This is a genomic window from Microbacterium sp. LMC-P-041, from assembly GCF_030209555.1.
Taxonomy (GTDB): Bacteria; Actinomycetota; Actinomycetes; order Actinomycetales; family Microbacteriaceae; genus Microbacterium.
In genome coordinates, this window is the sequence record NZ_JARVRV010000001.1 from 614735 (window position 1) to 629116 (window position 14382).

15 protein-coding genes are annotated in these 14382 nt (G+C 67.5%); 6 read left to right on the top strand and 9 right to left on the bottom strand.

The features are described from left to right. From QRN21_RS02965 to QRN21_RS02975, 3 genes are all read right to left on the bottom strand, one after another. Positions 1 to 1665 (bottom strand): ABC-F family ATP-binding cassette domain-containing protein, encoded by a 1665-nt coding sequence (locus tag QRN21_RS02965; protein ID WP_056278010.1) that lies wholly within the window; start codon positions 1663 to 1665, stop codon positions 1 to 3. Positions 1666 to 1720: 55 nt separating this feature from the next. Then, complete coding sequence (locus QRN21_RS02970) at positions 1721 to 1969, bottom strand: hypothetical protein (protein WP_056278008.1); 249 nt, start codon at positions 1967 to 1969, stop codon at positions 1721 to 1723. Between the two features lie 134 nt (positions 1970 to 2103). After that, a complete protein-coding gene (locus QRN21_RS02975) occupies positions 2104 to 2667 on the bottom strand; it encodes an alpha/beta fold hydrolase (protein WP_053095540.1) in 564 nt (187 codons plus the stop codon). Positions 2668 to 2899: 232 nt separating this feature from the next. Here QRN21_RS02975 and QRN21_RS02980 point away from each other — a divergent pair, with 232 nt between their 5' ends. Continuing rightward, on the top strand, positions 2900 to 4006 hold the full coding sequence (locus QRN21_RS02980) for a N(5)-(carboxyethyl)ornithine synthase (protein WP_285363180.1): 1107 nt from the start codon (positions 2900 to 2902) through the stop codon (positions 4004 to 4006). A gap of 6 nt (positions 4007 to 4012) precedes the next feature. On the opposite strand, the gene QRN21_RS02985 is transcribed toward QRN21_RS02980, so the two are convergent. Continuing rightward, positions 4013 to 5785 (bottom strand): GNAT family N-acetyltransferase, encoded by a 1773-nt coding sequence (locus QRN21_RS02985; protein WP_285363089.1) that lies wholly within the window; start codon positions 5783 to 5785, stop codon positions 4013 to 4015. 84 nt (positions 5786 to 5869) lie between these two features. Between QRN21_RS02985 and QRN21_RS02990 the strand changes: the two genes are divergently transcribed. Together QRN21_RS02990 and QRN21_RS02995 are read left to right on the top strand one after the other, a co-directional pair. Next, positions 5870 to 6649, top strand: coding sequence for an alpha/beta fold hydrolase (locus QRN21_RS02990; RefSeq protein ID WP_285363090.1), 780 nt, complete (start codon positions 5870 to 5872; stop codon positions 6647 to 6649). A 106-nt stretch (positions 6650 to 6755) separates the two neighbouring features. Further along, the gene (locus QRN21_RS02995) at positions 6756 to 7088 is read left to right on the top strand and encodes a hypothetical protein (protein ID WP_285363091.1); all 333 of its coding nucleotides are present in this window, start codon (positions 6756 to 6758) and stop codon (positions 7086 to 7088) included. Positions 7089 to 7151: 63 nt separating this feature from the next. On the opposite strand, the gene ychF is transcribed toward QRN21_RS02995, so the two are convergent. After that, a complete protein-coding gene (ychF, locus tag QRN21_RS03000) occupies positions 7152 to 8225 on the bottom strand; it encodes a redox-regulated ATPase YchF (RefSeq protein ID WP_056277996.1) in 1074 nt (357 codons plus the stop codon). Between the two features lie 50 nt (positions 8226 to 8275). Next, positions 8276 to 9025, bottom strand: coding sequence for a class I SAM-dependent methyltransferase (locus QRN21_RS03005; protein WP_285363092.1), 750 nt, complete (start codon positions 9023 to 9025; stop codon positions 8276 to 8278). Between the two features lie 59 nt (positions 9026 to 9084). On the opposite strand from QRN21_RS03005, the gene QRN21_RS03010 reads away from it, so the two are divergent. Together QRN21_RS03010 and QRN21_RS03015 are read left to right on the top strand one after the other, a co-directional pair. Next, a complete protein-coding gene (locus tag QRN21_RS03010) occupies positions 9085 to 9678 on the top strand; it encodes an exonuclease domain-containing protein (RefSeq protein WP_053095533.1) in 594 nt (197 codons plus the stop codon). 44 nt (positions 9679 to 9722) lie between these two features. Beyond that, positions 9723 to 11075 (top strand): DNA recombination protein RmuC, encoded by a 1353-nt coding sequence (locus QRN21_RS03015; protein ID WP_285363181.1) that lies wholly within the window; start codon positions 9723 to 9725, stop codon positions 11073 to 11075. Between the two features lie 2 nt (positions 11076 to 11077). Here the strand turns inward: QRN21_RS03015 and QRN21_RS03020 are convergent, their stop codons facing one another. Both QRN21_RS03020 and glpX read right to left on the bottom strand, forming a co-directional pair. Continuing rightward, complete coding sequence (locus QRN21_RS03020) at positions 11078 to 11374, bottom strand: hypothetical protein (protein ID WP_056277984.1); 297 nt, start codon at positions 11372 to 11374, stop codon at positions 11078 to 11080. 170 nt (positions 11375 to 11544) lie between these two features. Then, positions 11545 to 12531: a class II fructose-bisphosphatase gene (glpX, locus tag QRN21_RS03025; RefSeq protein ID WP_053095530.1), complete on the bottom strand. Its 987-nt coding sequence runs from the start codon at positions 12529 to 12531 to the stop codon at positions 11545 to 11547. A 183-nt stretch (positions 12532 to 12714) separates the two neighbouring features. Here glpX and fbaA point away from each other — a divergent pair, with 183 nt between their 5' ends. Continuing rightward, positions 12715 to 13743, top strand: a complete 1029-nt coding sequence (fbaA, locus tag QRN21_RS03030; protein WP_056277981.1) for a class II fructose-bisphosphate aldolase — start codon at positions 12715 to 12717, stop codon at positions 13741 to 13743. 62 nt (positions 13744 to 13805) lie between these two features. Here fbaA and QRN21_RS03035 read toward each other — a convergent pair whose 3' ends face one another. After that, positions 13806 to 14345: a DUF6264 family protein gene (locus QRN21_RS03035; RefSeq protein ID WP_053095528.1), complete on the bottom strand. Its 540-nt coding sequence runs from the start codon at positions 14343 to 14345 to the stop codon at positions 13806 to 13808. Positions 14346 to 14382: the final 37 nt, after the last annotated feature.

The window sequence follows — 14382 nt, forward strand, 5'->3', positions numbered from 1 at the left end:
TCAGCGTTCGGTGACCTGGCCGCTCTCGACGGACCACCGCCGATCGGTCTGGACAGCCTCCAGCATCCGTCGGTCGTGCGTGACCAGCAGCAGAGTTCCGGTGTACGACTGGAGCGCCTGCTCGAGCTGTTCGATCGCCGGCAGGTCGAGGTGGTTGGTCGGCTCGTCGAGGACGAGCAGATTGACTCCCCGCGCCTGCAGCAGCGCCAGTGCCGCCCGCGTGCGTTCACCGGGTGACAGGGCTTCGACGGAACGCGTGACGTGGTCTGCCCTCAGACCGAACTTCGCCAGCAGAGTGCGCACCTCGGCCGACGACATCTCGGGCACGAGAGCCTCGAACGCATCGGCGAGCGCAGAATCGCCGATCAGCAGCGACCGAGCCTGGTCGATCTCGCCGATCTGCACGCTGCTCCCGAGCGCCGCGGTCCCCTCGACGGGTTGCTGTCGTCCGAGGAGCCCACGGAGCAGAGTCGACTTGCCGGCGCCGTTGGGACCGGTGATTCCGATGCGGTCGCCGACGTCCACCTGCAGAGACAGCGGCCCCAGCGTGAACGCGCCCTGCTGGAAGACCGCCCCGTTGAGTGTCGAGACCACGCTGCTCGATCGGGGCGCAGAGCCGATCGTGAACTCCAGCTGCCATTCCTTGCGCGGCTCCTCGACCTCGTCCAGTCGTGCGATCCGGCTTTCCATCTGACGCACCTTCTGCGCCTGCTTCTCACTCGACTCCGTCGACGCCTTGCGCCTGATCTTGTCGTTGTCCGGAGCCTTCTTCATCGCGTTCCGGACGCCCTGGCTCGACCATTCTCGCTGGGTGCGCGCCCGCGCGACGAGGTCCGCCTTCTTGTCGGCGAACTCGTCATACTTCTCCCGCAGGTGCCGACGCACGACGGCGCGTTCCTCGATGTAGGCGTCGTAGCCGCCCCCGTAGAGACGATTCGATCCCTGGGCGAGATCGAGTTCGAGCACGCGGGTGACGCTGCGAGCCAGGAACTCGCGGTCGTGGCTGACGAGAACGACGCCGCCGCGGAGACCGCGTACGAACGCCTCGAGGCGCTCCAGCCCATCGAGGTCGAGGTCGTTGGTCGGCTCGTCGAGGAAGACGATGTCGAACCGCGACAGCAGCAGTGCGGCGAGTCCGACGCGAGCCGCCTGGCCGCCGGACAGGCCGGTCATGAGCGCGTCCTCCGCGACGCCGCTCGTGCTCGGGAGTCCGAGGTCGGCGAGCACCGCAGGGATGCGCTCCTCGAGATCGGCGGCACCGCTCGCGAGCCACCGATCGAGCGCCTGAGAATAGGTGTCGGCGGGGTCCGTGCCCGCCGGGGCGAGCGTGGGATCGCCGAGCGCCGCTGCAGCGGCATCCATCTCACTCGTCGCCGTCGCGCAGCCCGTGCGGCGCGCGATGTATCCCGCCACCGTCTCGCCGTCGACGCGCTCATGCTCCTGAGGCAGCCAGCCGACGAAAGCGTCGGTGGGCGCGAGCGAGATCGACCCGCCCATCGGCGCATCCACACCGGCGAGCAGGCGGAGCAGAGTCGATTTCCCTGCGCCGTTCGCGCCTACCACGCCGATGACGTCACCGGGAGCGACGGTCAGGTCGAGGCCCTCGAAGAGGATGCGGTGGCCGTAGCCGCCTGCCAGGTTCTGGGCGACGAGGGTGGCGGTCATCAGACCAGTCTGTCAGGCTCACGGCTGGTCCACGCCCGCCCCGGCCCGGTGACCGTCAGGCCACGGCGCGGAAGAAGAGCGAGAACCAGAGGATGAAGAAGGCGACCTGAGCGAGCGTGCCGAGGATGCCGATCACCATCGCCCACCGAGCGAGGCCCCGGCCGGACTCGGTGTTCCCGGGAGCGTCCAGCTGTCGGCGCGCGAAGATCGACAGGATCACACCCGCGAGAGGGATCACGAACGCGGCGATGAAGCCCACCAGGGCGAGCAGGTTCGTCTTGGCCTGAGCTGCATACTGGGTCACGAGATCAATATAGGGCGCGGCTCTCGTCAGACCGTCGTGTGCGCGTCACTCACGAGGGTCACGTCATAGCCTTCCGCCGCCTCGCGCTGCATCGTGGTGCGTACGCAGAAGTCGGACTGCGCGCTGGTGATCAGTCAGTCCCAGTCCAGGTATTCCTCGATGATCACGCCGGTCTCGATCGGGTGGTGCATCGGGAACAGGTGGTCGCCGGCGATCGTCTTGATGCTGGAACGGTCAGGCATCGTGGCCTGCAACGCCTCGGCAGTGGCGGCCGGGGTGTCGGTGTCTTCGGTTCCCTGAACGATCAGCACGGGGATCGCCGGTGCGACGGCGATGTCGACGTCCTCGACGCCGAGCAGCAGCAGACCGTTGGCCCGGTCGCTGTGCGCCGCCACGAGGGCGCGTGCGATCGTCCCACCGAAGCCATGACCGCCGACCCAGGTGTCCTCGATTCCGACGTGATCGATCACGTCGATGACGTCGTCGACACGCTCGTCGAGCGAGGCATCGGATGCCGCGCGGTGGCCGATCCGCAGCACATGGAAACCCGCCTCTTCGGCGAGATAGTGCGCGGCGACGCCCAGCACGTCGGCGGCGAGTCCCTGCTCCTGGATCAGAACCAGCTTGACCGGACCGTCTCCCTCATCCACGAAGGGGATCGCGCGGCCCTCTGGCTCGAAGATCTGGGTATCGGTCATGGGCGCGCGGCTCCTCGTTCGGATGTCAGGGATCGCTTTCCAGCGTAGTCGAGCCCGTCGGCGGAGATCGGCCCCGCCCCACCTCAGGCGCGCAGGGGCGTAGAGTCAGGCCAGGAGCTGACTCTGGTTCCCCAAAGATGGGAACCCGTTGTCAGACACGACACGCTCGTCCGTCCATACCCAGACCTCCGGCCCGGAGCTTCTGACCCTCGGCCTGCTGGCGAACTCCTCGATGGAGAACGAACGGCGCCTCCCGATCCATCCCCGCCATCTCGACCGCATCGACGCGGATGTGCGCGCTCGCATGATCGTCGAGCACGGGTACGGCGCCGACTTCCAGCTGGAGCCCGGCTATGTGGAGTCCCGCGTGGGCCGGGTCGCCGCGCGGTCTGACGTGCTCGCCTCCGCTGACGTGCTGCTGCTGCCCAAGCCGCAGCTCGCGGATGTCGCCGAGATCAGCGCTGGCGGCATCCTGTGGGGCTGGCCGCACTGCGTGCAGGACGTCGCTCTCACGCAGACCGCGATCGACAGCCGTCTCACGCTGATCGCCTTCGAGGCGATGAACCACTGGACGCCGCAGGGAGACATGAGCCTGCACGTCTTCCACAAGAACAACGAGCTGGCAGGCTACTGCTCGGTCATCCATGCGATGAGCCTCGTCGGCTCGACCGGGGACTACGGCCCGCGCCTGCGCGCAGTCGTCATCGGCTTCGGGGCGACGGCACGCGGCGCGGTGACGGCATTGAATGCTCACGGGGTGCACGACATCGAAGTCCTCACTCAGCGCGGGGCGGCCGCCGTGGGCTCCCCCATCCACAATTCGCACCTCACTCAGCTGAACACCGACGACGGACCCACGCACCTCAGCGAGGTCGAGACGGAGGACGGCTCCGTGCTGCTCCCCGACTTCCTGGCGACGTACGACATCGTCGTGAACTGCACCCTGCAGGATGTCGCGGCGCCGTTGACGTATCTGCGCACCGAGGACCTGTCCCGTTTCGCCTCGGGCAGCCTGATCATCGATGTGTCGTGCGACGAGGGCATGGGCTTCGAGTGGGCGACCCCGACGACCTTCGACGAGCCGATGTTCACGGTGGGTCAGGGCGTGAACTACTACGCCGTCGACCACAGCCCGTCGTATCTCTGGAACTCGGCCACGTGGGACATCAGCGAAGCTCTCCTGCCTTTCCTCCGCACTGTGCTCGAAGGCCCCGACGCGTGGGCCGAGAACTCGACGCTCACACGCGCGATCGAGATCCGCGACGGAATGATCCAGAACCCGAGCATCCTGAGCTTCCAGGGACGATCGACGGACTACCCGCACGCCCTGGCGGTGTGACGCGCGCTAGATGTTCCGTTTGAGCCCGACGTGGGCCGTCTGGTAGCCGAGCCGGGTGTAGAACGCGCGGGTGCGATCCCGAGCCTCGTCGGTGGTGATCTGTGACAGCGTCGCCCCCCGCGCACGACCGAACTCGTGCGCCCACTCCAGCATCGCCGCGCCCAGGCCCCGTGATCGCTCCGCCGTCGCGACACGCAGTCCCTCGATCTGCAGTCGGGTCGACCCGCCGCGAGAGAGCCCCGGGATGACGGTCAACTGCATGGTGGCGACGATGCGGTCGGCGCTGTCCCGGACGACCCCCAGGTAGTTGGATGCGTCGCGGATGACGGCGCGGAAGCCCGCCTCATATCGGTCGAGTTCGACACTCTCACGGTCTGCACCGAATCGATCGTCCGACAGCAGCGCTGCGATCGCTTCGATGTCATCCCGGCTGGCCCGCTCGACACGGAAGGTTCGGCCGGCCACCTGCAGTCGTCCCCGCACCGAGGACCGCGCGTCGGCCTGCATCCTGGCTACGAGCAGGTCGAGCCATCCGCCGACATTGGTGCGAGCCTCTGCGGTGTCGGGATAGCGGCATCTCAGGTGCAGACCGGACTCGTCCAGGATGAACCACAGCATGACACCGTCGGTGTCGGTTGCCGCGCTGACGTACTGGGCGTCGAGCCCGACGGAGTCGATCCGCACGGGAAGCCTGCGCAGGTCCAGCCACGAGATCGCGAACATCCCGGGAGCCACCGGCATCCCACCCCACGGTGCGAGCACATCTGCGAGCGGCCACGCACCGAGTTGTACTGCTTCCTTGACGGCCGCTGCTGCAGCGTGCGGTTCGGCGAGCTCCGATTCGAGGACGGAATTCGTGATGAACCAGCCGACCGAGTCATGCCAGTCGTCCTCGAAGCGACTGTGCACGGGGAACACGGCTCGCAGCGCAGTACCCGCGACTTCGCGCGTCACCGCAGTCATCGCGACGACCGCAGATGCGAGCGTGGAGACGCCATCGTCACGGGCCTGCGCGGCGAATGCCGCGGCGTCGTCGACATCGAAGACATCGCGCACTTCCACGCGCTCGCGATGCGGCTCGGGTGCGCCGAGCGACAGGGGGAACTGCGGCATCACCCCGCCGCTGTCCGCGATGATCGCTTCCCATCGGCGCCGCACGTGGTCCGGTGCAGGGTCCTTGTCCAGCAACGCCTGCGTGTGTTCGACGAACGCCGGCGCCGACCTCGGCGTCGACATCGGCTTCGCGCCCGTCTTGCCCGCGTCCAGCGCGGACAGCAGATCGCGCACGATCACGAGCATCGACCACATGTCGACGTGCGCGTGGTCCGCCGCGATCACGACCGTGAGCCCCGCAGCGGTCTCCAGCACGCACAGCCGATGGGACGGACGTCCGTACGGGGAGCACTCCGCGTCGAGGATGTCGCGCAGCGCGTCATTGACCGCCTGACCAGGGCCCACCTGATGCTCGACCCAGCTTCCGGGGCTGATCTCGATCTCGTGAAGCGTCGGATCGCCGTCCGCACCACGTGCGAAGGCCGATCGCAGCGTGCCATGTCGAGCGACGACAGCCAGCCACGCATCCGCGATCGATTCACGATCGGTCTGTGCGGGCAACCGGAACGACAGAGCCATCCAGGAGCCGGGCCGGTCACCCGCCCCGACATGCAGTCGCTGGTCGAACGACACGGGCAGGGGTCGTCCGAGCGCGGACGCGCTGACGTCGTACCCCCAGAGCCGTCCGAAGGGGAGGCGGAGGTGCGTGACGTTGGTCAGTCGCATGGGTAGCACCATATCGTCCGGATAACCTGATCACTCAACACGACTGCCCGAGCAGACTCGCTCAGTCATCGATCGAGGAGCCTGATGCCCACCTTCGAGGTACCCGGAGCCGAGCTGGCTGTCGCCCTGAGCGATGAAGGCGGGCACCCCGTCGTCCAGCTGCATGGCCTCACGTCGAGTCGGGCCCGCGACCGGGTGCTCAATCTCGACCTCGGTCGCGGACTGAGCGGAACTCGACTCCTGCGGTACGACGCACGCGGCCATGGCCGTTCGACCGGGCGGAAGGTTGCCGACGACTATCGCTGGCCGAACCTCGCGGATGATCTTCTGCGGTTGCTCGATCATTGGTTCCCCGGCGAGCGCGTCCACGGGGTCGGCCCCTCGATGGGTGCCGCGACCCTTCTGCACGCTGCGTCGCTCGAGCCGGACCGCTTCACGGGACTCACACTCATGGTGCCGCCCACCGGGTGGAAGACCAGACCCGCTCAAGCGGACATCTACCGAGCCGCCGCTGCGCTGATCGAAGCCGATGGTGTGGAGGCGTTCCTCGCCGGCACGCGCGGATCGACGCCACCCCCGGCCACCGTCTCGGCCCCGGAGACATGGCCCGACGTCGCCGATGCCCTTCTGCCGTCGTTGCTTCGCGGTGCAGCGCTCAGCGACCTGCCCGGCCCCGAGATGGTCGCAGGGATCGATGTGCCGACGACGATATTGGCCTGGGTGGACGACCCCGGCCACCCGCTGTCGACGGCAGAATCCCTCGCCGAGCTGCTCCCGCACGCGACCCTGGCGGTCGCCCGCACTCCTGAAGATGTCGAAGCCTGGCCCGAGCTCTTGAGTCAGGATGTCGAGCGTCGCAGCTAGACCGGCTGTGCGCGCCGAGTTCGCTCGCGACTCCACGGCATGGCGATCATCGCCCGTCGCTGTCACCCTCGTATCCGCACCGACCGCGCAGTGATATCTTCATGCGGTGAGGCCAGAATTCGGGGATACCGCAGACGCGACTTTCGCCGTCACCCTCGTGGTGGACATGCCGATCACCAAGCTCCATGCGCTGGACGTCATCGCTTTCGCGGCGGACAGCGCCATCCGAGACGCCCGCACCGCGTCCCCTCGGGTACCGCTGTCGCCCGACGCCTGGGCAGAGGTGCAGATCCCACGCTTCGCCGATCCGCCGCCGATCGCCATCGACGTCTGCTCTGACGCAAGCGTCGACGTCGCGAGCGCTGCCGCCGACCGCCTCACGGAGGCACTGATGCAGGTCGGCTGGACCGTGCGTGCTCGACGTAGCGACGAGATCTGATTCGCACCCCGCGGCTTCGTACGCGCCGGTGCCGATCTCCTCAGCACTCGGGCAGAACCTCGCTCAGTTGTTGAAACGGAACTCCACGACGTCGCCGTCCTGCATGACGTAGTCCTTGCCCTCGAGGCGCGCCTTGCCCTTGGAGCGGGCTTCGACGACGGACCCGGTCTCGACGAGGTCGTCGAACGAGACGATCTCAGCCTTGATGAAGCCCTTCTCGAAGTCGGTGTGGATGACTCCGGCGGCCTGCGGCGCCTTGGATCCCTTGGGGATCGTCCACGCGCGCGCCTCTTTCGGGCCAGCCGTGAGGTAGGTCTGCAGTCCGAGAGTGTCGAAGCCGATGCGGGCGAGCTGGTCGAGACCGGACTCGTCCTGCCCGGTCGACGCGAGCAGCTCTGCGGCATCCTCGGGGTCGAGGTCGATCAGCTCGGACTCGATCTTGGCGTCGAGGAAGATGGCCTTCGCCGGGGCGACCAGCGCGGCGAGCTCCGCCTTGCGGGCGTCGTCGGTGAGCACGCCCTCGTCGACGTTGAAGACGAAGATGACCGGCTTGGCGGTGAGGAGTCCGAGCTCGCGGATCGGCGTCAGATCGATGCCCGCGACGGACAGCAGCACACCACGCTCGAGCGCATCCTTCGCCGCGTTGGCGGTCTCGAGGACGACGGGCTCGATCTTCTTGCCGCGCACCTCCTTCTCGTACCGCGTGATCGCCTTGTCGACGGTCTCGAGGTCGGCCAGCATGAGCTCGGCGTTGATGGTCTCCATGTCGGATGCCGGATTGACCGCACCGTCCACGTGCACGACGTCGTCATCCGCGAACCCGCGCACGACCTGGGCGATGGCATCCGCCTCGCGGATGTTCGCGAGGAACTTGTTGCCGAGTCCCTCTCCCTCGCTCGCGCCGCGCACGATGCCGGCGATGTCGACGAACGACACCGCGGCGGGCAGGATGCGCTCGCTGCCGAAGATCTCGGCGAGCTTGTCGAGACGAGGATCGGGCAGGTTCACCACCCCGACGTTCGGCTCGATCGTCGCGAACGGATAGTTCGCCGCGAGCACGTCGTTCTTGGTCAGAGCGTTGAAGAGGGTGGACTTGCCGACATTGGGCAGGCCGACGATTCCGATAGTGAGAGCCACGGGGGTCGAGTCTACCGGTCGCAGATGCGCAGCCCCTGCGGGTGTCGGCGTCAGGCTCGCACGGCGCGGAATGCGTGCGTCACGTAGGGCAGGTCGATCGTCCCCTCACCGTCGAGTCCGAGCTCGTCGAACAGCTCGTCCATCTGCCGTGTGATCTCTGAGCGTTCGTCGTCCGACGCCGCGATCAGGTAGCTGCGCGAGCGCGCCATCTGATGCAACTGCGTCCGGTTCATCGCCCGGGTCCACTCCCACTGCTGCTTCTCGATCCCCGTGAACGGGGCCTCGATGCGCGGGCCGTCGGCGCCGGGTCCGTTGACCATGTCCTCCGCCGGACTGCTGTGCATGATGTCAGTGAGACGGCGCACCCAGTCCGCGCGTTCGTCGCGGATGTTCCAGATCAGCCCCAGCACTCCCCCGGTGCGGACGACTCGTCCGAGTTCGAGGGACGCCGCAGACGGCTCGACCCAGTGCCAGGCCTGACCCAGCACGGCGGCGTCGAGGCTGGCGTCGGGCAGCGGCATCCGTTCGGCTGTTCCCTGGAAAGTCGGAACACCGGGAACGCTCCGCCGCAGTGTCGCGAGCATGGCGGCGTCCGGATCCACGGCGACGACCTCGGCATCCGGGGCCTGCGCGAGCACACGTGTGAGCTTTCCGGTGCCCGCGCCCACGTCGGCGATGCGACGGGAGCCGTGAGGCATCGGATCGAGCATCCACGACACGGCCTCGAAGGGATACTCGGGTCTTCCCGCCTCGTAGTTCGCGGCCTCGGCGCCGAAGGATGTCGCTCGGTCGGTACTCATGTCGCCAGCCTACGGCGCGTCATCCTGGAGCGTCTCGGATGCCGGGAGAGAGTGGGGATGTGCCACTGGATTTCACCGCAATCGACTTCGAGACGGCGAACTCCAGCCCCGCCTCGGCCTGCTCCGTCGGCCTCGTACGGGTGCGCGACGGCAGGATCGTCGCCACCGCCGGATGGTTGATCCGCCCGCCCGCCGGTCACGACGAGTTCCAGGAGTGGAACACCAAGATCCACGGCATCCGCGCCCACGACGTGATCGACGCGGCCACCTGGGCCGATCAGTTCGACCGCCTGTGCGCCTTCGCCGGCGCCGACGTGCTCGTGGCGCACAACGCGGGCTTCGACCTCAACGTGCTCCGCCGGGCGTCCGAGGCCACCGGCGGCGACTGCCCGCCGTATCGCTCACTGTGCAGCCTGCAGGTGGCTCGCAAGACCTACGACCTCGAGTCGTACCGACTCCCGAAGGCCGCAGAGGCTGCGGGCTTCACCGGCTTCTCGCACCATGACGCGCTTGCGGACGCGCTCGCGTGCGCCCACATCATCATCGACGCCGCTCGCCGGCACGGCGCGTCCGACGTCTTCTCCCTGGCGGATGCCTTGTCGCTGCGAGTGACCGAGCCGGTCCTCGCCACCCCGGAGCGCGCGGTCGCCTGAGTCGCACCGGACGAATGTCCGTGGCCGAGCGCATCATGGAGCACATGGATGCTCTCACGCTCGTTCTTCTCCTGGTCGCGCTCGCGGCCGGCGCCGCCGTGGGGTGGTTCCTCCGCGGATCGCGCGGAGCAGCAGACCTCGCTCGCGCCGAAGCCGAGCTCGCCGCAGCTCGAGACGATCGCGACCGACAGTACGACCTGTATCGGGATGCCGTCGAGCACGCGAGGCTCGAGCAGCGCGCCGAGGCGCAGCGGGTGCAGCAGCAGAATGCGGTGCTCACCGCTCTCGCTCCCGTGCGCGAGAGTCTCCAGCAGATGCAGCAGAAGGTCTCGGCGATCGAGCAGGAGCGTCATGCGCAGTTCGGATCGCTCGCGGAGCAGCTCAGGCGCGCGCAGGAGTCCGACGAGGCGTTGCGCTCGACGACCGAGTCGCTCGCCGGAGCACTGCGCTCGACCGCCACACGAGGGGTCTGGGGTGAGACGCAGCTGCGACGGGTCGTCGAGGCCGCAGGGCTGATCCGACACGTCGACTTCGATCTGCAGTCCAGCATCTCGTCAGACCGGGGTCAGGGACGGCCCGACATGGTGATCCATCTCGCCGGCGGCACATCGATCGCGGTCGACGCCAAGGTTCCGCTCGATGCCTACCTCGAGGCATCGGCACTGCCGATCGGGGACGCGCATGAGACACAGCGTCGCTCCCACATGCAGAAGCACGTGAAGGCCGTTCGCGCGCACGTGGACGCACTCGCGAAGAAGGCGTACTGGACGGGCCTCGACGCCAGTCCTGAGTTCGTCATCTGCTTCCTGCCGAGCGAGTCGCTGCTCGCCGCAGCCATCGACGAAGACCCGACGCTGCTGGACTACGCATTCACGAAGAAGGTGGCGCTCGCGTCCCCGGTGAATCTGTGGGCCGTGCTCAAGACCGTGGCCTACAGCTGGACGCAGCAAGAGGTGTCGACCGAGGCGCGCGCGCTGCTGAATCTCGGCACCCAGCTCTACGACCGACTCGGCGTCCTCGCGGGGCATGCCGACGATCTGCGCCGCGCACTCGAGCGCACGGTCGACAGCTACAACAGATTCGCGGGTTCGCTCGAGAGCCGTGTGCTCGTGACGGCCAGGCAGTTCCCCGGAATCAGCGCGTCGACGCTCGACTCCGCCCCACCGGCGATCACCGCGCAGACGCGACGCTTCACCTCGGCAGAGCTCATGAGCGGCTCCGGTGCGGAGATCGGCTCCGAGCTCCGCATCCCCCATGCTGCTGACGATGCGTCCGCTGCGCCGGGTACGTCGATCCAGGCCGATGTCGGAGACGTTCGCGGCCGGGTCAGCGACGACGAATCGGCGAACTTGGATTCGGCATCCCGACAGGTCGAGGCGGAAGAGCCCCGCCGCTGAGATCAGGCGACGCCCGGTACGCCGCTGAGCAGCAGGATCACGAGGCCACTGGTCACGACGAAAGCTCCGACCATCCACCAGGAGCTGATCTCGTGCCCCTCGTCGAGGCGCTTGCGGAACAGCACGTCCGCACGTCGAGCGGGATCTGAGACAGCCGTCTTGACGACAGGCGCCGCCGGAGTCGCGATCGGCAGAGGCACTCCGGCCTCGTCGACGTTGATCCGCATGATCCGGCCGGTCGGCGTCGTCACGATCTTGGTCGGCGTGGCCTGGGAACCATTCGTGTGCTGCGTTGTCATCGGTCTGCCCTCCTGTGCCTGCGGTGCCTGGCGGCTCCGTCGACGGCGACAAATCCAGTGTCAATTGTCACACGAACGCACGAGAAAGCTCGGCTCAGCACCGCACAGGCGGTACCGGGTCGGTAACGATGAGGGGCCCGTTCCCGACTCGCGCTCTCAGGTCACGGCAGTCAGAGCCACTTCGAGACGAGGTGCTCCGAGGCGATCCGGCGAAGGGTTCCCGAGGCACCGCGCAGCACGACGCTCTCGGTGTAGATGTAGCCGCCCTCGCGTCGGACGCCGGCCACCAGCTGGCCGTCCGTGACGCCGGTGGCGACGAAGATCGTGTTGTCCCCGCGCACGAGATCGTCGGCCTCGTAGACCTTGTCCATGTCGAGGCCGGCGTCGATTCCGCGCTGGCGCTCATCGTCGTCGCGAGGCCAGAGACGCCCCTGGATGTGACCGCCGAGAGCCTTGATCGCACACGCCGTCACGATTCCCTCGGGGCTGCCGCCCACCCCGACGCACATGTCGGTTCGGGCCGCGTGACGCGCCGCGTTGATCCCGCCGGCGACGTCGCCGTCGCTCATGAGTCGCGTCCCGGCACCGGCATCCCGGATCTCCTGGATCAGCTGCTCGTGACGCGGACGGTTCAGCACCGAGACGACGATCTCGTCCACCGGCTTGCCGAGAGCCCCCGCGAGCTTGCGGATGTTCTCGCCGATCGGCAGGCGGATGTCGACCACTCCGACACCGGCAGGGCCCGTGACGAGCTTGTCCATATAGAAGACGCTGGACGCGTCGAGCATCGATCCGCGATCGGAGACGGCGATGACCGAGAGCGCATTCTGACGTCCTGCTGCGGTCAGCGAGGTGCCATCGATCGGGTCGACCGCGATGTCGCACTCCGGGCCGCTGCCGGTGCCGACCTCTTCGCCGTTGAAGAGCATCGGAGCATTGTCCTTCTCGCCCTCACCGATGACCACTCGCCCCTGAAAGGCCACTGTCCCGAGGAAGGCACGCATCGCATCGACGGCGGCGCCGTCCGCCGCCTCCTTCGCGCCACGACCGATGAACGGAACGGCGCGGATGGCGGCTGCTTCAGTGGCCCGCACCAGCTCCATCGCGAGGTTTCGATCGGGACGAAGGGGGCTGAGATCCGCTGTAAGACTAACCATGCGGTCAGCCTAACCAGTGTGAACGTCTGAAACGGCAGTTTTCGGTCGAGCGACGACGAAGGAATCCCGATTCTTAACACACGGGTAGGAGGGCGTGCTCGCCCGGTCACCGCCGACAGCATCGGGCAGTCAGCCCCGATAGAGTGACTGCTGTCCCGGCTTCCCCAAATCGCAGGAGTTCTCATGCCCGTCGCCACCCCGGATCAGTACGCCGAAATGCTCGACCGCGCGAAGGCCGGCGGCTTCGCGTACCCGGCTTTCAACGTCTCGAGCTCGCAGACCATCAACTCGGTCCTCCAGGGCCTGACCGAGGCAGGTTCCGACGGAATCATCCAGGTCACCACCGGCGGCGCCGACTACTTCGCCGGCCACACGGTCAAGGCCCGCGCGACCGGCGCACTCGCCTTCGCGCGCTTCGCGACCGAGGTCGCGAAGAACTACCCGATCACCGTCGCGCTGCACACCGACCACTGCCCGAAGGATGCTCTCGCCGGCTTCGTCGAGCCGCTGATCTCCGCCTCCGAAGACGAGGTCAAGGCGGGACGCAACCCGATCTTCCAGTCCCACATGTGGGACGGCTCGGCCGTCCCGCTCGCGGAGAACATCGAGATCGCCAAGGATCTCCTGCCCCGCATGAAGAACATCAACGCCATCCTCGAGGTCGAGATCGGCGTCGTCGGCGGCGAGGAAGACGGTGTGGCGCACGAGGGATCCAACGATGCCCTCTACACGACGTTCGCGGACGTCGACCAGGCCGTACAGGCGCTCGGTCTCGGCGAGCAGGGGCGCTACATCGCAGCCCTCACGTTCGGCAACGTCCACGGCGTCTACAAGCCGGGCGGAGTGAAGCTGCGTCCCGAGCTCCTCGGAGAGATCCAGCAGCAGGTCGCCGAGAAGTACAACACCGGCGCGAAGCCGCTCGACCTCGTCTTCCACGGCGGTTCTGGTTCGACCGATGAGGAGATCGCCCTCGCGGTGGCCAACGGCGTCATCAAGATGAACATCGACACCGACACGCAGTACGCCTACACGCGTGCCATCGCGGACTACATGTTCAAGAACTACGACGGTGTGCTCAAGGTCGACGGCGAGGTCGGCAACAAGAAGCAGTATGACCCGCGCGCCTGGGGCAAGATCGCGGAGACGGCCATGGCCGCTCGCGTCGTCGAGTCCACGCGCCAGCTCGGCTCGTACGGCCAGTCCCAGAGCTGATCCAGCCTGACAACGCAGATGCCCCCGACCGAACGGCCGGGGGCATCTCCTGTTTCACGGGGTCATCCACCCGCCGTCTTGGCGACGAAGTCGATGAACGCCGGGTCGTTCATCAGCGGAATCGCGGCGCATACAGACGCCACGAGCAGGGTCACGGCCGCACCGACCAGCGGAACCCACCACGAGAGCTTGCCGGCGCGCAGGCGGCGGATCGACAGGAAAGCGGTGAGCGACCAGCCCACGGCGAGCACGATCGCCGCGACGGTGCCCCAGATCCGGCCCTCAGCGAAGTTGGTGAACTCGCCGTCCACGCCGAGCACCGTCATCATCTGATTCATCGCGGTGGAGAAGTCGAGGTATGACAGTCCTGTCATCACGACATTGATCAGCCCGTAGGCGAGCAGTGCGATGGTCACGAAGCGATCGACGGGACGCGGACGAGCCGCTGCCGATGCGGACGGGACTCGGTCACCGGGAGCGGGCGCGTTCTCGGTCCCGCTCACATCCACAGCCGGCACCTCGCCCAGCGGCGGCAGCCCTGCTGCCCTCCGCTGCTCTTCGAGGGTCGCGATTTCGCCGTACTGAGGACGCTGATCGGTCATTCGGCCATGCTATCCGCCCGGTCTCTGCACGACTCAC